This is a genomic window from Stenotrophomonas sp. 2YAF26 (assembly GCF_052114625.1).
Classification (GTDB): Bacteria; Pseudomonadota; Gammaproteobacteria; order Xanthomonadales; family Xanthomonadaceae; genus Stenotrophomonas; species Stenotrophomonas indicatrix.
In genome coordinates this window covers 176,956-197,943 of the sequence record NZ_JBFRFC010000007.1, presented here as the reverse complement: position 1 = coordinate 197,943, position 20,988 = coordinate 176,956, and the positions used below count along the sequence as shown (strand labels likewise).

Annotated in this window: 19 protein-coding genes; 4 read left to right on the top strand and 15 right to left on the bottom strand. The window is 63.9% G+C overall.

The genetic code is table 11. The features are described from left to right. The first annotated feature begins 52 nt into the window (after nucleotides 1–52). The 3 genes from AB4Y98_RS09845 to AB4Y98_RS09835 all read left to right on the top strand — a co-directional run bounded on the left by AB4Y98_RS09845 (nucleotide 53) and on the right by AB4Y98_RS09835 (nucleotide 3,504). Nucleotides 53–1,255, top strand: coding sequence for an amino acid aminotransferase (locus AB4Y98_RS09845; protein WP_312786743.1), 1,203 nt, complete (start codon nucleotides 53–55; stop codon nucleotides 1,253–1,255). Nucleotides 1,256–1,668: 413 nt separating this feature from the next. Continuing rightward, the gene (locus tag AB4Y98_RS09840; RefSeq protein WP_312786744.1) at nucleotides 1,669–2,685 is read left to right on the top strand and encodes a class 1 fructose-bisphosphatase; all 1,017 of its coding nucleotides are present in this window, start codon (nucleotides 1,669–1,671) and stop codon (nucleotides 2,683–2,685) included. A 108-nt stretch (nucleotides 2,686–2,793) separates the two neighbouring features. Next, nucleotides 2,794–3,504, top strand: a complete 711-nt coding sequence (locus AB4Y98_RS09835) for a 2OG-Fe(II) oxygenase (RefSeq protein WP_032978467.1) — start codon at nucleotides 2,794–2,796, stop codon at nucleotides 3,502–3,504. A 30-nt stretch (nucleotides 3,505–3,534) separates the two neighbouring features. Here the strand turns inward: AB4Y98_RS09835 and AB4Y98_RS09830 are convergent, their stop codons facing one another. The 15 genes from AB4Y98_RS09830 to dnaA all read right to left on the bottom strand — a co-directional run bounded on the left by AB4Y98_RS09830 (nucleotide 3,535) and on the right by dnaA (nucleotide 20,592). Beyond that, on the bottom strand, nucleotides 3,535–4,647 hold the full coding sequence (locus AB4Y98_RS09830; protein WP_442244256.1) for a PA0069 family radical SAM protein: 1,113 nt from the start codon (nucleotides 4,645–4,647) through the stop codon (nucleotides 3,535–3,537). A gap of 301 nt (nucleotides 4,648–4,948) precedes the next feature. Beyond that, complete coding sequence (locus tag AB4Y98_RS09825; protein WP_025875542.1) at nucleotides 4,949–5,692, bottom strand: pyridoxine 5'-phosphate synthase; 744 nt, start codon at nucleotides 5,690–5,692, stop codon at nucleotides 4,949–4,951. A 9-nt stretch (nucleotides 5,693–5,701) separates the two neighbouring features. Next, nucleotides 5,702–5,962, bottom strand: a complete 261-nt coding sequence (locus AB4Y98_RS09820) for a membrane protein (protein ID WP_025875543.1) — start codon at nucleotides 5,960–5,962, stop codon at nucleotides 5,702–5,704. A 40-nt stretch (nucleotides 5,963–6,002) separates the two neighbouring features. Beyond that, the gene (gene cls / locus AB4Y98_RS09815) at nucleotides 6,003–7,463 is read right to left on the bottom strand and encodes a cardiolipin synthase (RefSeq protein ID WP_442244255.1); all 1,461 of its coding nucleotides are present in this window, start codon (nucleotides 7,461–7,463) and stop codon (nucleotides 6,003–6,005) included. A gap of 150 nt (nucleotides 7,464–7,613) precedes the next feature. Then, nucleotides 7,614–8,027, bottom strand: coding sequence for an ExbD/TolR family protein (locus AB4Y98_RS09810; RefSeq protein WP_025875547.1), 414 nt, complete (start codon nucleotides 8,025–8,027; stop codon nucleotides 7,614–7,616). Nucleotides 8,028–8,030: 3 nt separating this feature from the next. Continuing rightward, nucleotides 8,031–8,456 (bottom strand): ExbD/TolR family protein, encoded by a 426-nt coding sequence (locus AB4Y98_RS09805; RefSeq protein ID WP_025875550.1) that lies wholly within the window; start codon nucleotides 8,454–8,456, stop codon nucleotides 8,031–8,033. Between the two features lie 56 nt (nucleotides 8,457–8,512). Beyond that, entirely contained in the window at nucleotides 8,513–9,274 is a 762-nt protein-coding gene (gene exbB / locus AB4Y98_RS09800) for a TonB-system energizer ExbB (RefSeq protein WP_025875552.1), read from the bottom strand. A gap of 94 nt (nucleotides 9,275–9,368) precedes the next feature. Then, a complete protein-coding gene (locus tag AB4Y98_RS09795) occupies nucleotides 9,369–10,037 on the bottom strand; it encodes an energy transducer TonB (protein WP_032951834.1) in 669 nt (222 codons plus the stop codon). Nucleotides 10,038–10,180: 143 nt separating this feature from the next. Further along, nucleotides 10,181–11,368: a tetratricopeptide repeat protein gene (locus tag AB4Y98_RS09790; protein WP_033832641.1), complete on the bottom strand. Its 1,188-nt coding sequence runs from the start codon at nucleotides 11,366–11,368 to the stop codon at nucleotides 10,181–10,183. 131 nt (nucleotides 11,369–11,499) lie between these two features. After that, nucleotides 11,500–12,306 (bottom strand): M48 family metallopeptidase, encoded by an 807-nt coding sequence (locus tag AB4Y98_RS09785; protein ID WP_025875555.1) that lies wholly within the window; start codon nucleotides 12,304–12,306, stop codon nucleotides 11,500–11,502. Nucleotides 12,307–12,377: 71 nt separating this feature from the next. Further along, nucleotides 12,378–13,223, bottom strand: a complete 846-nt coding sequence (locus tag AB4Y98_RS09780; RefSeq protein WP_032978482.1) for a CPBP family intramembrane glutamic endopeptidase — start codon at nucleotides 13,221–13,223, stop codon at nucleotides 12,378–12,380. A 67-nt stretch (nucleotides 13,224–13,290) separates the two neighbouring features. Further along, entirely contained in the window at nucleotides 13,291–15,750 is a 2,460-nt protein-coding gene (gyrB, locus tag AB4Y98_RS09775; RefSeq protein ID WP_363734122.1) for a DNA topoisomerase (ATP-hydrolyzing) subunit B, read from the bottom strand. Nucleotides 15,751–15,862: 112 nt separating this feature from the next. After that, the gene (recF, locus tag AB4Y98_RS09770) at nucleotides 15,863–16,957 is read right to left on the bottom strand and encodes a DNA replication/repair protein RecF (protein WP_223497362.1); all 1,095 of its coding nucleotides are present in this window, start codon (nucleotides 16,955–16,957) and stop codon (nucleotides 15,863–15,865) included. Between the two features lie 926 nt (nucleotides 16,958–17,883). Beyond that, nucleotides 17,884–18,984, bottom strand: a complete 1,101-nt coding sequence (gene dnaN, locus AB4Y98_RS09765) for a DNA polymerase III subunit beta (protein WP_005411731.1) — start codon at nucleotides 18,982–18,984, stop codon at nucleotides 17,884–17,886. 276 nt (nucleotides 18,985–19,260) lie between these two features. Continuing rightward, entirely contained in the window at nucleotides 19,261–20,592 is a 1,332-nt protein-coding gene (dnaA, locus tag AB4Y98_RS09760; RefSeq protein ID WP_025875573.1) for a chromosomal replication initiator protein DnaA, read from the bottom strand. 254 nt (nucleotides 20,593–20,846) lie between these two features. Between dnaA and rpmH the strand changes: the two genes are divergently transcribed. Next, a complete protein-coding gene (gene rpmH, locus AB4Y98_RS09755) occupies nucleotides 20,847–20,987 on the top strand; it encodes a 50S ribosomal protein L34 (protein WP_006404565.1) in 141 nt (46 codons plus the stop codon). Nucleotide 20,988 lies beyond the last annotated feature (1 nt).

The window sequence follows — 20,988 nt, the reverse complement described above, 5'->3', positions numbered from 1 at the left end:
AAGCCGCGTGGCGCAATTCCTCCCCCTTTCCGTCTACCGAACGAGTACCGCCGTGTCCTTCTTTGCAAACGTGGAACTGGTCCCAGGCGACCCGATCCTGGGCCTGACCGAGGCGTACAACGCCGACAGCCGCCCGACCAAGGTCAACCTGGGTGTGGGCATCTACTACGACGAGAGCGGCCGCATTCCGCTGCTGCGCGCCGTCAAGCAGATCGAGCAGCAGCTCGCCAACGAAGCCAAACCGCGCGGCTACCTGCCGATCGATGGCCTGCCGGCGTACACCCAGGCCACCCGTGAGCTGGTGTTCGGCAAGGACTCGCCGCTGCTGGCCGCCGGCCGTGTCACCACCGCCCAGACTGTCGGTGGCAGCGGTGCGCTGCGTGTCGGCGCCGACGTGCTGAAGAAGCTGCTGCCGCACGCCACCGTCGCACTCAGCAACCCGAGCTGGGAGAACCACCGCGCCGTGTTCAGCGCCGCTGGTTTCGAGGTGGTCGATTACACCTACTTCGACCCGACCACCCATGGCGTCAACTTCGACGGCCTGCTGGCCGACCTGGGCAAGCTGGAAGCGGGCACCGTGGTGCTGCTGCACGCCTGCTGCCACAACCCCACCGGCGCCGACCTCACCGTCAGCCAGTGGAAGCAGGTCGCACAGCTGCTGAAGGACCGCCAGCTGTTCCCCTTCATCGACATGGCCTACCAGGGTTTCGACAAGGGCATCGAGCAGGACGGCGCCGCGGTGCGCACCATCGCCGAGGCCGGCATCGACAGCTTCATCGTCGCCAACTCGTACTCCAAGTCGTTCTCGCTGTATGGCGAGCGCGTGGGTGCGCTGTCGATGGTCGCGCCGACCGCCGCTGACGCCAAGGCCGTGCAGTCGCAGGTCAAGCGCGTGATCCGCACGATCTACTCCAGCCCCTCCACCCACGGTGCTGCACTGGTTGCCGGTGTACTGACCAATCCGGAACTGCGCGCGATGTGGGAGCAGGAGCTGACCGAGATGCGCGAGCGCATCCACGCCCTGCGCCAGGGCCTGGTCGAGAAGCTGGCCGCCGCCGGCGCCCCGCAGTTCGGCTTCATCAACGAACAGGCGGGCATGTTCTCGTACTCCGGCCTGAGCCGCGAACAGGTCGAGCGCCTGCGCGACGAGTTCGGCATCTACGCCGTCGGCACCGGCCGCATCTGCGTGGCTGCGCTGAACCAGAACAACCTGGAATACGTCGCCAAGGCCGTGGCCACCGTCGCCAAGGGCTGATCGACCGCTCCAGCAAGCTGTGGAAACAAAGGCGCCGAAAGGCGCCTTTGTTTTTGCTCCTGCCTTGCCACCCCCTCCGCGCTCGCGGCCAACCCTGAAGCGCGCGGGAGGGGGACGCAATGCAGGACCGTTGGCGCCATGGGCGCGAGGCATGCCTCGGGCGGGTTGGGCAGGATGCCCAACCCCGGTCTTGCCGTGTGCGCAGGACAGCGCACACGAGCAAGGCGCCATCGAGCTTACATGGACGTACTTGCAGCGTGTCCTGCATTGTCTCCCCCTCCCGCGCGCCTCGACGAAGGGAAGGCGCCACGACCGCAATGCCTCTGGAAACGATTACGCCTACCCCCGCTCACCCACGCGCAAGTCAGACCAGCGACAATAGGCGTTTTCCCGTTGCCGAGACCTGCCCGCCCATGTCCCGTACCTCGTTGACCCGCTTCCTGATCCAGCAGCAGCACGCCGGCCGCATCAACGCCGACCTGCGCCAGCTGATCGCGGTCGTCGCCCGCGCCTGCACCAGCATCTCCATCGCCGTCAGCAAGGGCGCCCTCGGTGGCGTGCTCGGCGAGGCCGGTACCGGCAACGTGCAGGGCGAAGCGCAGAAGAAGCTGGATGTCATCAGCAACGAGATCCTGCTGGAGGCCAACGCCTGGGGTGGCCACCTCGCCGCCTGCGCATCGGAGGAAATGGACCACAGCCAGCCGGTGCCGGACATCTACCCGCGTGGCGATTTCCTGCTGCTGTTCGATCCCCTCGATGGCAGCTCCAACATCGACGTCAACGTCTCCGTCGGCACCATCTTCTCGGTGCTGCGTTGCCCGACCAACGTCGAACTGCCCGGCGATGACGCCTTCCTGCAGCCGGGCAGCAAGCAGATCGCCGCCGGCTACTGCATCTACGGGCCCAGCACGCAGCTGGTGCTGACCGTCGGCCACGGTACCCACGCCTTCACCCTCGACCGCGAAACCGGCGAGTTCCTGCTGACCACCGAGAACATGCAGATCCCGGCGGCCACCCAGGAGTTCGCCATCAACATGTCCAACCAGCGGCACTGGGAAGCGCCGATGCAGGCCTACGTGGAAGATCTGCTGGCCGGCAAGGCAGGCCCGCGCGGCAAGAACTTCAACATGCGCTGGATCGCCAGCATGGTCGCCGACGTGCATCGCATCCTGACCCGCGGCGGCATCTTCATCTACCCGTGGGACAAGAAGGAACCGGGCAAGGCCGGCAAGCTGCGCCTGATGTACGAAGCCAACCCGATGGGCCTGCTGGTGGAGCAGGCGGGCGGCGCTGCCTGGACCGGTCGCGAGCGCATCATCGACGTGCAACCCGACCAGCTGCACCAGCGCGTGCCGGTGTTCCTCGGTTCGCGCGAAGAGGTCGCCGAGGCCGTGCGTTATCACCAGGAGCATGACGCGAAGAGCGTCTGACAGCGGCCATCCCTATAGCGGTCATGGCAGATTGATGACATGACCGCAGGGTGACAGCAGCAGCTGCAAACGGCACCATCAAGCCCTTGCCGTCGAAGGAATGCACGCATGCACGAGCCGGGCCCGGTCGATTTCATCGAGGTCATCCACAACGCCGTCCCCAGCGACGTGTGCGCTGCGATCGTCGCGCGCATGCGTGCAAGCCAGGGCCTGAAACCCGGCGCAGTGGGCAGCGGTGTGTTCCCGGAACTCAAGCACAGCAAGGATCTGCGGATCAGCGGCGTGGATGGCTGGCAGGATGTGGACCAGCAGCTGCAACAGGCGGTATTTGCGGGTCTGCAGACTTATCTACGCCGTTATCCACAGGCATTGATCGCGCCGTTGATGTTGCAGATCCAGGACAGCAACGGCCAGCCGCGACGCCTGTCGGCCGAGGATTTCCCCGACATGGCGCCGGAGCAGCTGGCGGATCTGGCGCGCACCTGCCTGCGCCCGGGCGCGATCAACCTGCAGTGGTATGCGGCGGGCGAGGGCGGCTACCCGTACTGGCACTGCGAGCTGTATCCGAAGGACGCGCAGGCCGAGACGCTGCACCGGCATGTGCTGTGGACGCTGTACCTCAACGACGACTTCGACGAAGGCGAAACCGAGTTCCTGTTCCAGGGCCGGAAGATCGCACCGCGCACCGGCAGCCTGCTGATCGCGCCGACTGCGTTCACCCATACCCATCGCGGCAACCGGCCGCAGGGCGGCGACAAGTTCATCGCCACCAGCTGGATCCTGTTCCAGAGCGCGCAGAAATTGTTTGGTGGGGGTTGAGGCACAGCACCACGGCGCGACCGCGACGACCTAGAACAAACTCCCCTGCGGCGTATCCACCTTCGGCGGCAACGGCTTCTCGAACCGGCTGCAATCCAGCTTCGGCCAATGGCTGTTCTGCGCGTTGAAGCCCAGCCGCTTGCGCGCCAGCTTGAAGCGGTTGTTCAACAGATCTGCGTAAACACCCTGGCCGCGCATGCGCGTGCCGAACTGACTGTCGTAATCCTTGCCGCCGCGCAGCTGCTGGATGGTGCTCATCACATGCGCGGCGCGATCGGGATGATGGGTTTCGAGCCAGTCGCGGAACAGCGGTGCCACTTCCAGCGGCAGGCGCAGCAGCACGTAGCCTGCAGTGCTGGCGCCGGCGTCGTGCGCGGCTTCCAGCACGGCTTCCAGTTCGCTGTCGTTGATCCACGGAATCACCGGCGCAACCATCACGCCCACCGGAATGCCCGCCTCGTGTAGGCGCTTCATCGCACGCAGCCGCGCATGGGGTGCCGAGGCGCGCGGCTCCAGCTTCGCCGACAGATGCGGATCCAGCGATGTCACCGAGAAATGCACGCTGACCAGGTTCTCCGCCGCCAGTGGTGAGAGCAGATCGATGTCGCGCTCGACCAGCGCATTCTTGGTGATCAGCGAGAACGGATGCTTCGTCTCCAGCATCACTTCGATCAGCTGGCGGGTCAGCTTGAACTTGCGTTCAATCGGCTGGTACGCGTCGGTGTTGATGCCCAGCGCGATCGGTTGCGGCACGTAGCCCGGCTTCGACAGTTCCTTGCGCAGCAGCTGTGGCGCGTTGGTCTTGGCAAACAGCTTGGTCTCGAAGTCCAGGCCAGGCGACAGGTTCAGATAGGCATGCGAGGGGCGGGCGAAGCAATAGGAGCAGCCATGCTCGCAGCCGCGATACGGATTCACCGATTGGCTGAAGCCGACGTCCGGGGAGCTGTTGCGGCTGATGATGCTGCGGGCGGTCTCCGCGCGTACTTCGGTGCGCAGGCGCGGGGCGAGGAACTCCTCGCTGCCGTCCACTGCCCAGCCGTCGTCCACCGCTTCGCTGACGGTGCTTTCAAAGCGCCCCGCGAGATGGGACGTGGAACCCCGGCCCTTGATGGCGGCCTGGGCGTTGCGAGGGGGGTGCTGCATGTTGCCCTCCGGCCGTTACGGGCTATTAGTATTATTGCTAACCACAGGCAGCGCAAGCGGCCAGGATTCACGTAGCTGTAGGCGCGCAGGGGCATGGGGCGACACGTTGACCCCAGACTTGTCCACAGGGTCGTCTGGCTTGGGCCCGGGCGCGCGCCATCGCCGCGGCAGGCCAGCATGGGCCACGGGTGTCTCAGCAACTGCGATGGGAAGATCGGCTACAGGGGCGCTTGCCAGGCCGAAACACGGGACCTGCCGCACGTCTTCGGGCTTCAATCTGCCGGGGAAGTCCCATGCACTCCTACAGCAGTGCCAGGTAGCCCTTCACCGTGGCATCCAGGCCGTCGTACAGCGCCTCGCCGATCAGCGCGTGGCCGATCGACACCTCCAGCACCTCCGGCACGGCCGCCAGGAAGTCACGCAGGTTGTCCTGCGACAGATCGTGCCCTGCATTCACACCGAGGCCGACGGCCTGTGCACGGCGCGCGGCGGTGGCGAACAGTTCCAGCATGGCGCGGGCGTCGCCGGCAGCATGGGCCTCGGCGTAGGGGCCGGTGTACAGCTCGACGCGGTCGGCGCCGACATCGGCGGCCTGCTCCAGCAGCGGGTTGCCGGCATCCACGAACAGGCTCACCCGGCATCCCATCGCTTTCAGCTCGGCCACCAGCGGGCGCAACCGCTGCGCATCGCGTTCGAAGTCGAAGCCATGGTCGGAGGTGATCTGGCCATCGCCATCGGGAACCAGCGTGGCCTGCGCCGGGCGCGTCTGCGCGCACAGCGGCAGCAACCCGGGGTAGCCCTCACGCGGCGGCGCGAACGGGTTGCCTTCGATGTTGAACTCCACACCACGGGCACGGGTCAGCGCCGACAGAGCCAGCACGTCCTCGGCGGTGATGTGGCGGCGGTCGGGCCGCGGGTGCACGGTAATGCCATGCGCGCCGGCATCCAGGCAGGCCTGGGCGGCACGCACCACGTCCGGTTCGGCACCGCCACGCGAATTGCGCAGGACGGCGATCTTGTTGACGTTGACGCTGAGCTGGGTCATGGAACGGGACTACGGGGAGTGAGAGGGAGGGTCGCTGCCGTCGGCCGGAGCAACCTTGGCCTGCTCGCGCAGACGCCTGAGTTCATCGCTGTCCACCAGTGTCGCCGGATCACGCTGAAGGTCGCCGAAGCGTGCCGCGTATCGACCGCGCACCCATGCCAGCAGGAAGGCGAGGGTGCCCAGCAGGGCCAGTGACATCAGGCCCATGTTCGGTGTTTTCAGCGCAAAGGCGAAGCAGCCCAGCGCCAGCAGCAGGTACAGCCAGTACATTGTCAGTCTCCCCGGGCCACCGCCGCAGTGTAGCGCTGCCTCACAGCAGCGGCGAGGCCAATCGCGCGAAGGCTTCGGGCAACCGGTGCAGCCACAGCGAGCGTCCTGCCTGGTCGTGTACGCGGGTGGCACGCTCGAATTCGGACTGCAGCAACGTAGACAGTTCCGCCACCCGGCCACGGTCGCTGATCATCATCGACAGCTCGAAGTTCAGGCGGAAGCTGCGGTGGTCGAAGTTGGCGCTGCCAACGATGCAGACATCATCGTCGGCGATGAAGGCCTTGGTATGCAGCATGCGCGGACCGTACTCGTAGATCTTCACTCCCGCATGCAGCAGTTCGTCGAAGTACGAGCGGGCGGCCTGGGTGACGAACCAGGAGTCGCTCATCTTCGGCACCAGCAGGCGCACGTCCAGGCCGCCGAGTGCCGCCGACGTCAGCGCCATCCGCGCCGCCTCGCCAGGTACGAAGTAAGGCGTCACCAGCCAGACCCGCTCACGTGCTTCCTGGATGGCCGCCACATGAAGGCGATGGATGGTCTCCCATCCCGAATCCGGGCCGGACACCAGCACCTGCGCGTTGATCGCGCCGTCGCCGCGCAGGGGCATGTCGCTGGGCCACAGCCGGGCGATATCGAACCGCGAGTGGTCCTGGCCGCTGGCGTACAGCCAGTCCTCGGCGAACACCAGCTGCAGGCTGCGCACCACGTGCCCGCGCAGGCGCATGTGCAGATCGCGGTAGGCATTCGGGTTGCGACTTTCGTCTTCGTCGTCGGTGATATTGATGCCGCCGGTGAACGCCAGCCGGCCATCGACGATCACCAGCTTGCGGTGCGTGCGCAGGTTCAACCAGGGGCGTTTGAATGGTTTCAACAGCTGCCGAGGATGGAACCAGACTACTTCCGCGCCGGCGTTCAACAGCGGCTGCAGGAAGCGCTGGCGCACGGCCGAAGAACCTACCGCATCCAGCAGCAGCCGCACCTGCACACCGGCGCTGGCCCGTTCCACCAACGCATCCCGCAACGCGGTGCCGGCGTGGTCGGGATTGAAGATGTAGTACTCCAGATGCACATGGTCCTGCGCCTGTGCCACCGCTTCCAGCAGCGCGGCGTAGGTGGCCGCGCCGTCGACCAGCCAGGTCACTTCGGTGGCCGTGCTTGGCGCCAGCCCGGTGGTCGCCTGCGCGATCTTGGCTAGTTCGGTGCAGTCGGCATCGGGCGGGCAGACATCGCTGTAGTGCTCCATGCCCGAGCGCGCGCGACCGCGCCGCAGCCGTTGCCGCTTCACCTTCTGTGGGCCCAGCAGGTAGTAGATGAAGAGGCCGAGGTAGGGCAGCAGCGCCAGCGACAGGATCCAGCTCAGCGTGGCCACCGGCTCGCGCTTCTGCAGCATGATCCAGCCCGTCAACGCCAGCAGATACAGCAGATAGGCCACCGCCAGGATCGTTCCCAGGTGGGCGATGCCATCAAGCCAATGGCGCACGGAATCGAAGAGGGCGAGCATCCGCCGATCATAGCGGGGACAGGCACCGGCCAGAGGCATTCATTGCCAACGGCGTTGCCGGGAAGACGCCTGCACGCACAAAAAAAAGACGCCCCTGTTTCCAGGGGCGCCTGCAGTCGCGTCATGACTGATGTATTGCGGTGTAGCGATTTACTGCTGCACGAAGCCGATCTTCTTCATCTGAGCATTCTTCGCGGCGGCCAGAACCTTGGCCATCACGTCGTACTCCGAATCCGGGCTGGCATCGATCCGCAGTTCCGGCTGGTTGGTCGGGTCACGCTGGACCTCCTGCTCCATCCGCTGCTGCAGTTCGTGCGTACCGATCGGGCTGTTGTTCCACGAGACCTGGTTGCTGGCGTCGATCTTCAGCTCGATCGGCGGCGGCGGTTCGACCAGCTGCGGCGGTGGGTTGAGCACGCGCTGCGGCAGGTCCACGGCGATCGGGTACGTCATGATCGGCGCGGTCACGATGAAGATGATCAGCAGCACCAGCATCACGTCCACGAGGGGCGTGACGTTGATGTCTGCCATGGGGCCTTTGCCACCACCACTACTGAATGCCATGGCTTATTGCCCCTTCTCTTTGGTCGCCACGAAGCCGACGTCCAGCATGCCCTGTTCCTGCGCGACCTTGGTCATCTCGTTGATGACACGCATCTTGGTGGTGCGGTCACCACGCAGGTTCAACGGCGGCTGCGGGGTCTGCTGGGCGGCGGTCGCCAAGCGCGACTCGAGGGTCTGCTTGTCGATCTCTTCGTCGTTCCAGTAGATCGAACCGTCTTCCTTGACTGCCAGGGTGATGGGACCCTTGCGGTCGTTGGTGTCGTCCGGCTTCTGGACCAGATTGGCCTCCGGCAGATCCACCTTGACCTTGTGGGACATCAGCGGCGCCGTGATGATGAAGATGATCAGCAGCACCAGCATCACGTCCACGAGGGGCGTAACGTTGATGTCGGCCATGGGGCCGCCGCTGTTACCACTACTGAAAGCCATAACGGGCTCCGTCTAGATCTTGGTGACTACGTTCTCGCGGGTACAGCGCGTCGCAATTAGCGGACGCGCGAACCGGTGGCGAAGAAGTCGTGCAGGTCGTGCGCGAAGGTATCGAACTTGCTGATGGTCGCGCTGTTGATCTTGCTGAAGAAGTTGAAGGCGAACACGGCCGGGATCGCGACGAACAGACCGATGGCGGTCATGATCAGTGCTTCACCCACCGGGCCGGCAACGGCGTCGATCGAAGCGGAGCCGGTGGCACCGATCTTGATCAGCGCGCCGTAGATGCCCCACACGGTACCCAGCAGACCGACGAACGGAGCGGTTGCACCGACGGTGGCCAGCAGGGTCATGCCCGACTGCAGCTTGTTGCTTTCGCGGGTCACGGCCTGGCGCAGAGCGCGGTCGACGAACTCCGAACGGCTCAGGTTCTCACCCACGCCGCCGACAGCGCCGCCTTCAGCACGCTGGTGGTGCGCAGCAGCCTGTGCAGCGTCCAGTGCGATCTTCGAGAACGGCTCCGAAGCCGGCTGCTCTTCCATTGCACGGATGGCGTCCTGCGCGTTCGGGGTATCCCAGAACAGGCTGACGACGCGATCAGCGGCGCTCTTCAGGCGGGTAGCACGGAAGATGTTGATGACGGTCCAGTACCAGGACATGGCGGACATGACGACCAGGGTCAGCAGCACGACCCAGGAAACCGCGAAATCACCCGGCTTGGTGGTCATTTCGTGGATCAGATGCTCGAAGCCCATCTGCGACAGGGCGTTGGACGGATTGCCCCCGGCAGCAGCGGCGATGAAAATTTCCTGCAGCATGACGCTTACCTTTGTTGTGTGTGGTGATAAAGGGTGTAGCTAAGCTAAACAATCGAACTGGAGGCGAGGGTGGCCAGGCGGCCACCCGGGCGCATCAGTTCAGCGCAAAGTTGACCGGGACGCGGACGCGGCCAGCAGCCTTCTTACCGCCAGCTTCGGCGGCGTTGAAACGCCACTTGCGGGCAGCTTCCATCGCAGCACGGTCCAGATCGCGGTTACGGCTGGACTTTTCCACCGTGACATTGGTGACGTTGCCGCTTGCATCGACATCAATGATCAGGATCACTTCGCCCTGGATACCAGCGCGGAAGGCGGCCGGCGGATAGCGCGGCGGATTCATGGCCTTCGACGAGATGTCCACGCTGGCCTCGATCGAGGTCGGCGGTGCCGGCGGCGACGGCGGCGACGGCGGGGTGACGATATCGTTCGGGCGCGGTTCCGGCACGTCGACGACCGGCGCCTGCGGCGGCGGCGGGACGGGCGACGGCTTCGGCGGCGACAGATTCTTCACCGGCGGCGGCGGGGTGTCCTGCGGCGGCGGCGGCGGCGGCGGCGGTGGCGGCGGCGGCGGTGCGTCGACGATGGTCACCATGACGTTGCGCTCCTTCTCCGCCACGGCCTTGGGAGCCACGGCAGGAATCAGGAGCATCATGAAGGCGGCCAGATGCAGGGCGATTACAAACGCGATACCGACGATGCGAGGCCAGCTCAGCCCCTTGTCATCGGGTTGTTCGTACCGGTGAACGACTAGTTGTTCCGTCATGCGCCAAGAGCTCAATAGTGGGGCCGGAATCCCGGGGGCGGGATCCCTGATCAGCGGTGCATGACACCGCAGGAACCTCCAAGCTTATACCAATCCTGAGCGCTTGCGCATCAACTGGGCAGGCGTTCAGGCGTTATTCCTACTTACTTCAGGTTGATGATTTTCTTGGCATCCGCCTGGTTCTTCACGCCCTTCGCCAGCGCCTGCTGGGCGGCCTGCTTGGCCTCCGGGACACGACCTTCACTGTGCAAAACGCGTGCCAGATTCAGGTAGGTCTCACCGTCCTTGGAGAGCGGGGCGGCCTTCTGCCACGCATCGATCGCCTGCGGCACCTGGTCGGAGTAGTAGTAGGACTGGGCCAGTGCCAGGTAGACCTGGTAATCCGGCTTCAGGATGCCCTTCTGCAACCCCTCGTTGATGACCGCGATGACGTCCTTTTCCTTGTTCTCGGTGTTGGCATAGATCGAGTACAGCTGCTTGTACTCGCGCTCTTCGGTGAGCTGGCCGCTGCTGCGCAGCTTGTCCATCACCGCGGCGGCCTTCGGCATCTGATCGGCCTGCATGTACATGTTGGCCAGGTTCAGCTGCGCTTTCTTGTCGTTCGGGTTCTTGGCCGCCAGCGCCTCGGCGGCCTGCACGGCCTCACCGGTCTGGCCGGCTTCGGACAGTGCGGCCATCAGCAGCTGGTTCCAGTTGTCCTTCGGCTCGGCAGCGCCGGCAATGGCCTGCTTCAGCACCGGGATCGCTTCCTGGTAGCGCTCCAGCTGGTACAGCGCCTGGCCCTTGATGATCAGCTCTTCCGGCTTGGTCGACTTGCTCTCGGCGAAGTACTTGTCCAGGGTCGCCAGGCCTTCAGCGGTCTTGTCTTCCTGGATCTGCAGCTGGCCCAGCATCAGCATCGACTGGAAGTGGCCGTTGTTGTCCAGGCCGTTGAACTGCAGCACCTGCTTCAGGTACGCGATGGCGGCTGCGGTGTCGTCGGTCTGGTAGGCGGCCTGGGAGGCGAGCTGCGCGGCCAGCGACTTGTCGTACTCGTTGGCGCCGTCGGTGGCCAGGATCTCGTCGGCCAGCGTGCGGGTCTCCGGGAACTTTTCCTTGTTGTAGCTGTCAATCATCTTCTGCAGCTTGCTGCCCAGCTTGGCCGACGACTTCGCTGCCGGTTCCTGGCGGGTCGCGTTCGGGAACAGCACTTCGGCCTTGGCCTGCTTGCCGCCACGGTTGCCACGCTCGGACGAACGCGAGGACTGCGCGAACGCGTCGGTGACCACGGCGCCGGTCAGGGCAGTGGCGATGAGGACGGAAAGCACAGCTTTGTGGTTACGGAAAATCATCGTTCACCTCGATCGAACCGCCGGTAGCGGCAAAGTCGGACTGTCAGAAAAATCTGAGCCGCCAAACGTATCAGAAACAGATGGCGTGAGAAATCGTTTTATGTGCTGCAATACAGCATGAATCTGCGCACTCAGCCACACTTTGGCCGGCGTCCGGCCGCCTGCGCCTGCTGGTAGACGGGGCCGAGCGCCGGCACATCACGCTGCAACTCCCTGATCCGATTGGCTGGATCGGGATGGGTCGACAACCATTGCGGGCTGCGACCGCCGCTGGCGGCCATCATGTTCTGCCACAGATCGACGGCCTGGGCGGGGTTGAATCCGGCCTCGGCCATCAACCGCTGACCGATCACGTCAGCCTCGCTCTCCTGGGTGCGTGAGCCGGGCAACAGGAACGCGGTCTGCGCCCCCATCCCGCCCAGCTGGTTGACCGTACTGGCTGCACCTTCGCCGCCATAGGCGCCGGCCAGCGCGCCCAGCACCGCCAATCCAGTCTGCGCGCCCATCTGTCGGGTGATGCGTTCTTCGTGGTGGCGGGCGATCACGTGGCCGATTTCATGGCCGATCACCGCTGCCAGCTGATCCTGGTTCTTGGCAACGCTGAAGATGCCGGTGTTGACCCCGACCTTGCCGCCGGGCAGGGCGAAGGCATTGGGTTCCTTGTCGACGAACACCGCCGTTTCCCACCGTACGCCACGGTACTGAGGCGGCAGCTGTGCAACGAGCGCGTTGACCACGCATTGCACGTAGCCGTTCTGGCGGCCATCGCTGCTGATCTTCTCTTTCTGTTTGGTTTCGGCGAACGCCTGCGCACCCAGCTGGTCCAGCTGCGCCTGCGACACACCGCCCACCATCTGCCGACGGCCAGTGGGTGAAGTGGTGGTCGCGCAGGCGCTGACCAGAGTGGTGATGACGATGGCCAGCAGCAGTTGTTTCATGGACCCACCCCCGTGTTCAGAAGCCCAGTGTGTAACGGGTCTGCTTAATCTTTCGTCAAGCGGACAGCGCCTTACGTTGCCCCGAAAAACACCAGGGCCGCAAGCGCCACGGCATTGTTCAGTGCATGTGCGGCGATCGCCGCCCACAAGGTGCCGGTGCGGCGGTACAGCCAGCAGAACGCGGCGCCCATGCCGCCATAGACCAGCCATAGCTGGGCGATCTCGGCCGGGCCATTGGCGCTGGTACCGGGAATTTCATGGATGAGCGCGAACGCCAGGCTGCTCAGGATCATCCCCAGCCACGGCCGTCCGGCCTGCCACAGGCGCCCGAACAGCACCCGGCGGAACAGCAGTTCCTCGTAGGCAGGTGCCAGTACCACGGCGAACAACGTCAGGAACAGCGGAAAACGGGCAACCGCGTTCTGCATCAGTTCGAGATTCGTCGGCACCGGCTCGATGCCCATCTGCTTGGCCACGAAGGCGATACCGTTACTGCCGATCACGATCGCGCTGGCCACCAGCAGGGTCCAACCCCAGGTGGAGGGGCGACGGAGTGCGTCCCGTGAACGCTGGCGTTCGGCAGCGTTGGCCGGTCGGCGCCAGAAATACACCAGCAGTGCTGCGCCGCCGGTAGCGACCAGTGCCATCAGGATCTGCCCAAGAGCACCGGGCTGGCCGAGCTGCTGGGTGACCGCTGCCGGGTCAGGCGTGCCACCGCCGGATTTGGCGCTGGCGTATCCCACAACGATGCCGCGATAGAGTCCCCAGATCAGCCCGCCCACCAGGCTCAGCCCGAACAGGGTGACGGCAGCGATTCCCAGATCGATGAAGAAGCCCGCCAGCGGCGAGGAGGCGCGGGGCGTGACAGTAGCCGGTGGAACCGGCGGCGGAGCGGAAACCGGGGCGGAAGCGGACATCGATTACCTGCGATCAAGGGACAAAAGCCGGCGCGCCTCCCCGCGCGCCGGCCACCATCCGATTGTGTCAGATATCCAGGTTGGCGACCTTCAGCGCGTTGTCTTCGATGAAGTCGCGGCGCGGTTCGACCACATCACCCATCAGGGTGCTGAAGATCTGGTCAGCGGCCACCGCATCTTCGATACGCACCTGCAGCAGGCGACGGGTATCGGGATTGACGGTGGTGTCCCACAGCTGTTCCGGATTCATTTCGCCCAGACCCTTGAATCGCTGGATCTGACGGCCGCGCTTGGCTTCGTCCAGCAGCCAGTTGCGGGCCTGCGCGAACGACTCGATCTCGATCGACTTGGCGCCACGGGTGATGACCGCGCCTTCGCGGACCAGACCGTGCAGCAGCTGCGCTGCCTGGTGGATGCCACGCAGCTCGCCGCTTTCCAGCGCGGACAGCGGCAGCACCTGGATGTGCTGTTCGCCCATGTGGCTGCGCGTGACCAGCACCGCAGCGGGACGCTGCTCGTTGGGTTCCTGCAGTTCCAGGGTGAAACGGGCGCTGCCGAGGTTGCCCTGGTTGAGGTGCTTGGCCAGCGCGTCCAGGCCTTCGCCGGGACCTGCGTTGCGCAGGTTTTCCAGCTCCAACGGCATGAAGTCGACCAGCGCTTCGAGCAGGTTGCGGTCGTAACGATGGGTATTGCGGTTGATCGTGTCCTGCGCGGCAGCGTAGGCAAGCAGCAGCTTTTCCAGCGCCACGCCATCGATCGGCGGCTCGCCGCTGGCCGGCACCAGCCCCGCGTTCTCCACTGCGCTGCTGGCCAGATAGCTGTCCAGCGCCGGATCGTCCTTCAGGTACAGCTCCTGCTTGCCCTGCTTGATCTTGTACAACGGCGGCAGGCCGATATAGACATAACCACGCTCGATCAGCTCCGGCATCTGACGGTAGAAGAACGTCAGCAGCAGGGTGCGGATGTGCGCGCCGTCGACGTCGGCGTCGGTCATGATGATGATCTTGTGGTAACGCAGCTTGTCCGGGTTGTACTCGTCGCGACCGATGCCGGTGCCCAGCGCGGTGATCAGCGTACCCACCTGGTCGGACGCCAGCATGCGGTCGAAGCGTGCACGTTCCACGTTGAGGATCTTGCCGCGCAGCGGCAGCACCGCCTGGTTCTTGCGGTTACGACCCTGCTTGGCCGAACCACCTGCCGAGTCACCCTCGACGATGAACAGTTCGGACAGCGCCGGATCCTTTTCCTGGCAGTCGGCCAGCTTGCCCGGCAGGCCGGCGATATCCAGCGCACCCTTGCGGCGGGTCAGGTCACGCGCCTTGCGCGCGGCTTCGCGGGCACGGGCAGCGTCGACGATCTTGCCGGCGATGGCCTTGGCTTCGTTCGGGTTTTCCTGCAGGAACTCTTCCAGGCGCTGGCCGAATGCGCTTTCCACGGCCGGGCGCACATCCGAGCTGACCAGCTTTTCCTTGGTCTGGCTGGAGAAGCTCGGGTCCGGCACCTTGACCGACAGCACCGCGATCATGCCTTCGCGCATGTCATCGCCGGTCAGGTTGATCTTGGCCTGCTTGGCGATACCGTTCTGCTCGATGTAATTGTTGAGCACGCGGGTCAACGCGCCACGGAAGCCGGCCAGGTGGGTACCGCCGTCCTTCTGCGGAATGTTGTTGGTGAAGCAGTACATCGTCTCCTGGTAGGAGTCGGTCCACTGCAACGCCACTTCCACGGTGATGCCGTTGGATTCGCCGCTTACCGAGATCACGTTCGGATGCAACGGCGTCTTCAACTGCGCCAGATGCTCCACGAAGCTGCGGATGCCGCCCTCGTAATGGAAGTCGTCGCGGCGCCCATCACCACGCTCGTCCACCAGCACGATCTTGACGCCGGAATTGAGGAAGGACAATTCGCGCAGGCGACGGGCCAGGATGTCGTAGTGGAATTCCACGTTGTCGTGGAAAGCCTTTACCGACGGCCAGAAGCGCAGGGTGGTACCGCGCTTGGTGCTGGGGCCGACCTGCTTGAGCGGGTGCAGCGCTGCGCCGTCTGCGTATTCCTGTTGGTAGTGGAAACCGCCCTGGTAGATATCCAGGACCAGCTTCTGCGACAGCGCGTTGACCACGCTGACACCCACGCCGTGCAGGCCGCCGGAAACCTTGTAGCTGTTGTCGTCGAACTTGCCGCCTGCGTGCAGGACCGTCATCACGACTTCGGCAGCAGACACGTCGCGGTCGAGCTTCTTGCTCATCTGCTCGTGCTTGCCCGTCGGGATGCCGCGACCGTTGTCGGACACTCCAACCGAGCCGTCGGCATGGATCGTCACCGACACGTGGTCAGCATGGCCGGCGAGGGCTTCGTCGATCGAGTTGTCGACGACCTCGAACACCATGTGATGCAGGCCGGTGCCGTCATGGACGTCGCCGATGTACATGCCTGGGCGCTTGCGGACAGCCTCCAGGCCTTCCAGGGCCGTAATGCTGTTGGCGTCGTAGTTGCCGTTGTTTGCCGGGGTGTTCTGTTCGTCGGTCATTGCGCTTGCCGTAGGCTCCGCAGGTCGGACACCGCTTTTAGCGATGTGCCGAGAATGAAGGGATAGCAGCCTGAATTATACCAGCCGGGGCTGAGCGGCCTTGCCGTGCCCACTATGGCACAGCCACAATCTGTGCATGTTCCACGTGGAACCGGGTGATGTTGCTCAGAGTCTCCAGTGCTGCGGGCGTTTCTGTTGCGGTGATGAATATCTGCGCCGGCGCTGCCAACAGGCGGTGCAATACCCGGGCCTGGTGGGTGCGATCCAGCTCCGAGGCCAGATCGTCGAGCGCGATGACGGGCCACTCGCCACGCTGCTCGGCGTAATCCTCCGCCTGCGCCAGCAGACAGGCGAGGGCGGTGAGCTTGGCCTGGCCGCGTGACAGCGCATCGCGCCCTGGGATGCTCTGGAACGCGACGCTCCAGTCCGCCCGGTGCGGGCCAAGCGATGTGTAACCCGCCTGACGGTCGCGATCGCGCGCCAGCAGAAGCGCATCTGCCAGCGGAACCTCGTGTCGGCGCCAGCCGGGGCTCAGATTCAGGCCGACGATTCCGAGTTGCGGAGCCAATGCCTCGGCCAATGCGATCGTTCGGGACTGCAGCCGCTCCAGGTAGTGCTGCCGACGACTGGTCAGCGGTTCTCCCGCCTCGGCCAGCTCGTGATCCCAAGTATCGAGCATCCGCGACGGCCCGCCCTGCTTGAGCAGGGCATTGCGCTGCTTCAACGCCCGCGAATAGCGTCTCCACAAGGAGAGAAAGTCTGGTTCCACGTGGAACAGGCCCCAATCCAGAAAGCGCCGACGCGGTTCGCCACCACCACTCACCAGGGCGTGACTGCCCGGTTCGAAGGTCACCACCGCCAGGGCGGCACACAGGTTTCCGAGTTGGGCGACGTCTTCGCCATCCAGCCGCCCCTTCCACTCCTGCCCACTATGCCGCAACCCTGCTTTTCGCCTCTGCGCGGGCAGATCACCGCGTTGCTCGTCCCATTCCACGAAGACTTCCAGGGCTTCGTGACCCTGACGCACCAGGCCATCGCGTACCCGCCCGCGGAAACTCCGCCCATAGGCCATCAGATGCAACGCTTCAAGGACGCTGGTCTTGCCAGCGCCGTTGTCACCGGTCAGCAGATTCACCCCTGGCTGGGGCGACAGCTCCACCGCATCGAAACGACGCAACTGGTGGAGGGCAAGACGACGAATCTGCATGGGATGCGACAGACCATCCGCACATGGCGGTAGAGGGGCGGGGAATCACCCAGCTTACTGCATTGGTCAAGCCAGCCATCGTGGATGGATGTGGACCGACATCAGCGGCTGGTTGCAGCCTTGGAGAACACGGTTCCACGTGGCGGGGGCCTGCCGGTGTGGAGGCTACCGGAGACAGTGGCCGAGATCGTTCAAATCCAGCAGGAAGCCAAGGCTCGAGGCGTCCAGATTTCACCATTCCGAAGACCGTGGCTCCGGCTCACGGCCTGACTTCGCACCGAGGTCGCAGCCAGTGCTGCTCAAATTCCTTGAAATCTGCGATCAACGCCCCTGCCAGGTTCCACAGATTTCAAGAAATTCAACGCGGCAGTTCCACGCCATCCACAGCGGGCCTGTATGACTTATACACAAGGTGTGGGCGAACTGTGGATAAAAAAGGCACTTTCCCTTGGCTGCAAAACTATCCACAGGTTCCCACCCAGGCTTGATGGCCTATATACAGGGGGTTTCAGCCCTATAAAACCCTTCCAAATCATCAACATAGCCTACTTTTACATAAAATCTGGCCCTACCATCACCACCAAGCTTTTGATTTATACCCAGATTTAGAAGCTAGGGAAGCTCCGAATTCCCACGAATGAGGCCTGTGGACAGATAGGTCAGCACTCAGGCGGAAGCTGCTGCATCGGATTCCGCTGAGTGCTCATATCCAACGTGTCTCGTCATCTCAGCACGTGGATTCCACAACTGGATTCGCCGGACCATGGGTTCCATGCGCCGACAATCAATCAGGGCAACGCGGATGCTCTCATCGGCAGGAGCCACGAGGGCGGCGGTGGCATTCGCAACGATGCTCCACGTGGAACAAAAAAAAGACGCCCGGATCTCCCGGGCGTCCATGTGTTCCACGTGGAACGGCGAAGCTGTCAGAGACGCAACGGCATCACCACATGACGCGACTTCTCGCTGCTCGATTCACGCACCAGCGCCGAGGAGTTGGAGTCGCGCAGCTGGATGATCACTTCTTCGTCGCGCAGGGCGGAGAGGGCATCCAGCAGGTAGTTCACGTTGAAGCCGATGGCCAGGTCGCTGACCGTGGTGTCGGCTTCGATCTCTTCCTGGGCTTCTTCCTGCTCCGGGTTGTGCGCGCTGATCTTCAGGTTGCCCGGCGAAACTTCCACGCGGATGCCGCGGTACTTCTCGTTGGAGAGGATCGCAGCACGCTGCAGCGAGGCACGCAGTGCTTCGCGATCAACCTTCACCTCGCGGTCGGCACCAATCGGAATCACTGCCTCGTAATCCGGGAAGCGACCGTCGATCAGCTTCGACGTGAAGGTGACATCGTCGCGCTTCACGCGAACGTGGCTGCGGCCGACTTCCAATTCGATCTCGCGATCACCGCTTTCCAGCAGGCGCTGCAGTTCGGTCACGCCCTTGCGCGGCACGATGATCTGGCGCTTGGAACCGCTTGGCTTGGCCAGATCGGTTTCGCACAGGGCCAGGCGATGGCCGTCAGTGGCGACGGTGCGCAGCGCATCACCGCGCAGGTCGAACAGCAGGCCGTTGAGGTAATAGCGCACGTCCTGCTGGGCCATCGCGAACGCAGTGCGCTCGATCAGCTCCTTCAGGGTTGCTTCGCCGATCGCCACACGCTCGGTGGCTTCCACTTCGTCCACCGACGGGAAGTCGTTGGAGGGCAGGGTGGCCAGGGTGAAGCGGCTGCGTCCTGCCTGCACGGTGATCTTGTCACCGGTCTGCGAGACGGTGATCCGGCTGCCATCAGGCAGGGCGCGGATGATCTCGAACAGCTTGCGGGCGGGAATGGTGGTTTCGCCGTCCTGGGCATCTTCAACCGCGATCCGCGACACCATTTCCACTTCCAGGTCGGTACCGGTCAGCGACAGCTGGCCGTTCTGCACCTGCACCAGGAAATTGGCCAGAACCGGAAGGGTCTGGCGGCGTTCGACCACGTTGACGACCTGTGCCAACGGCTTGAGAAAGGCTTCGCGCTGCAGTGTGAAACGCATGTGGTTCCGTGCCCCTATGCTTTAAAAAAATGTGGAATAAATCAAAAGCTTGGTGGTGCTGGTAGAGCCAGAATCGCTGGAAAACACAGCTAAGTCTTTGTAAACAAAAGGGTTTCAGGCTTCGAAACCCTCTGCATTACCAGCCCCCAAGGGGTGGGGAAAGCTGTGGATAAATCTTCCGGGAAATCCAACGGCGTTTTTATCCACACCCTGTCCCGCGCTTACTACCGGATTCTGCACCGTTTTATGCGGTGACGCCTTATCGGCGTACGTGCATCATTCGCTCAGCTTCCGGATCAGCTTGTCCCAGTCCTCGCGGAGCTTGCCGTCGGCTTCCATCAGGGTGCGGATCTGCCGGCAGGCATGCAGCACCGTGGTGTGATCGCGACCGGCAAAGGCGTCGCCGATTTCGGGCAGGCTGTGTTCGGTCAGTTCCTTGGTCAGCGCCATGGCAACCTGGCGCGGACGGGCCAGCGACCGGGTCCGACGCTTGGACAGCAGATCCTTGATCTGCAGCCCGTAGTAATCGGCAACGGTTTTCTGGATGTTGGGAATGCTGATCGCCTGCTGCTGGGCGCGCAGCAGGTCGCGCAGGGTTTCCTGGGCGAATTCGGTGGTGATCGCACGGCCGGTGAAATTGGCGCGGGCGGTCAGGGTATTCAGCGCACCCTCGAGGTCGCGCACATTGGAGCGCATCTTCTTGGCAATCAGGAACGCAACGTCATCGGGAATCTCGGCACCACGCTCGCGGGCCTTGGCCAGCACGATCGCCGCGCGGGTCTCGAAGTCCGGCGGCTCGATGGCGACCGACAGGCCCCAGGCAAGCCGCGACTTCAGGCGCGCTTCCAGGCCTTCGACTTCGCGCGGATAGCGGTCGCAGGTCAGGATGATCTGCTGCTTGCCATCGAACAGCGCGTTGAAGGTGTGGAAAAACTCTTCCTGGGTGCGATCCTTGCCGGCGAAGAACTGGATGTCATCGATCAGCAGCGCGTCGACCTGCTGGAACTGGCGCTTGAACTGGTCCATGGTCTTTTCCTGCAAGGCCCGGATCATCGCGCTGAAGAACTGTTCCGAACGCAGGTACAGCACCTTGGCGGCCGGATTGGCCTGACGCATCGCGTTGCCTGCGGCGAACATCAGGTGGGTCTTGCCCAGGCCGGTGCCCCCGTACAGCAGCAGCGGATTGTGCGCGCGGTCGCCCGGCTTCTGCGCCGCCTGGAATGCTGCGGCCAGACCCAGCTGGTTGCTGCGGCCTTCCACGAAGTTGGCGAAGGTGTAGTGGTTGTCCAGGTTGCCGGCAAAGGGAACCTGCGGCTGCACTGGCGCCTGCGCCGAATGGCTGGAAACCGGCGCGATCTGCGCGTCCACGGGCCGCGGACGCGAGCCGATTTCAAGAAATACGTCGCCGAAACCGGCAAAGTGGGTAACCAGCTCGCGGATCCGCGGCAGGTACAGTTCGCGCACCTGATCGACAATGAAGGCATTCGGTGCATACAGCACCAGGCTGTCAGCGCGCAGATCTGCCTGCAGCGGCTTCAACCAGGTGTGAACATCCTCGGGCGGGAACTCCGCCTCGAGTCGCTCGAGACTACGTGACCAGGCATCCATCAGCAATAATTGTCCGGTGGCCGATGCATAGGCGCGAAAAGGCGCCCAAACACAGGCCTGAAAGGGGGGAAATGGATGGCTCAGCCTACCACCGAGCGCCCGCCTTCGGAATGCTTGTCCCCTACTTATTCACAAAAAGATCCACAGCTATTGCACAGCCCGGTGAATTGGCGTAGCAGACAGGGGTTGACGGGAGGGGGGACACCTCTCTAAAATTTCCGGTTCTTTCCGTCCCATTCATACGAGAGGCCCACATGGCCACCAAGCGCACCTTCCAGCCCAGCAACCTCAAGCGTAAGCGCGACCACGGCTTCCGTGCCCGTATGAAGACCGCTGACGGCCGCAAGATCCTGTCGCGTCGCCGCGCCAAGGGCCGCAAAGTCCTGAGCGCCTGAT

What these genes read in the sequence shown, in the direction of transcription:
- AB4Y98_RS09820 (WP_025875543.1), bottom strand. Translation starts at nt 5,962, where the DNA reads ATGTACTGGCTGTACCTGCTGCTGGCGCTGGGCTGCTTCGCCTTTGCG.
- AB4Y98_RS09790 (WP_033832641.1), bottom strand. Translation starts at nt 11,368, where the DNA reads ATGATTTTCCGTAACCACAAAGCTGTGCTTTCCGTCCTCATCGCCACT.
- dnaA (WP_025875573.1), bottom strand. Translation starts at nt 20,592, where the DNA reads ATGGATGCCTGGTCACGTAGTCTCGAGCGACTCGAGGCGGAGTTCCCG.
- AB4Y98_RS09810 (WP_025875547.1), bottom strand. Translation starts at nt 8,027, where the DNA reads ATGGCATTCAGTAGTGGTGGTGGCAAAGGCCCCATGGCAGACATCAAC.
- AB4Y98_RS09785 (WP_025875555.1), bottom strand. Translation starts at nt 12,306, where the DNA reads ATGAAACAACTGCTGCTGGCCATCGTCATCACCACTCTGGTCAGCGCC.
- exbB (WP_025875552.1), bottom strand. Translation starts at nt 9,274, where the DNA reads ATGCTGCAGGAAATTTTCATCGCCGCTGCTGCCGGGGGCAATCCGTCC.
- gyrB (WP_363734122.1), bottom strand. Translation starts at nt 15,750, where the DNA reads ATGACCGACGAACAGAACACCCCGGCAAACAACGGCAACTACGACGCC.
- AB4Y98_RS09835 (WP_032978467.1), top strand. Translation starts at nt 2,794, where the DNA reads ATGCACGAGCCGGGCCCGGTCGATTTCATCGAGGTCATCCACAACGCC.
- cls (WP_442244255.1), bottom strand. Translation starts at nt 7,463, where the DNA reads ATGCTCGCCCTCTTCGATTCCGTGCGCCATTGGCTTGATGGCATCGCC.
- AB4Y98_RS09830 (WP_442244256.1), bottom strand. Translation starts at nt 4,647, where the DNA reads ATGCAGCACCCCCCTCGCAACGCCCAGGCCGCCATCAAGGGCCGGGGT.
- recF (WP_223497362.1), bottom strand. Translation starts at nt 16,957, where the DNA reads ATGCAGATTCGTCGTCTTGCCCTCCACCAGTTGCGTCGTTTCGATGCG.
- AB4Y98_RS09825 (WP_025875542.1), bottom strand. Translation starts at nt 5,692, where the DNA reads ATGACCCAGCTCAGCGTCAACGTCAACAAGATCGCCGTCCTGCGCAAT.
- dnaN (WP_005411731.1), bottom strand. Translation starts at nt 18,984, where the DNA reads ATGCGTTTCACACTGCAGCGCGAAGCCTTTCTCAAGCCGTTGGCACAG.
- AB4Y98_RS09805 (WP_025875550.1), bottom strand. Translation starts at nt 8,456, where the DNA reads ATGGCTTTCAGTAGTGGTAACAGCGGCGGCCCCATGGCCGACATCAAC.
- AB4Y98_RS09840 (WP_312786744.1), top strand. Translation starts at nt 1,669, where the DNA reads ATGTCCCGTACCTCGTTGACCCGCTTCCTGATCCAGCAGCAGCACGCC.
- AB4Y98_RS09780 (WP_032978482.1), bottom strand. Translation starts at nt 13,223, where the DNA reads ATGTCCGCTTCCGCCCCGGTTTCCGCTCCGCCGCCGGTTCCACCGGCT.
- rpmH (WP_006404565.1), top strand. Translation starts at nt 20,847, where the DNA reads ATGGCCACCAAGCGCACCTTCCAGCCCAGCAACCTCAAGCGTAAGCGC.
- AB4Y98_RS09795 (WP_032951834.1), bottom strand. Translation starts at nt 10,037, where the DNA reads ATGACGGAACAACTAGTCGTTCACCGGTACGAACAACCCGATGACAAG.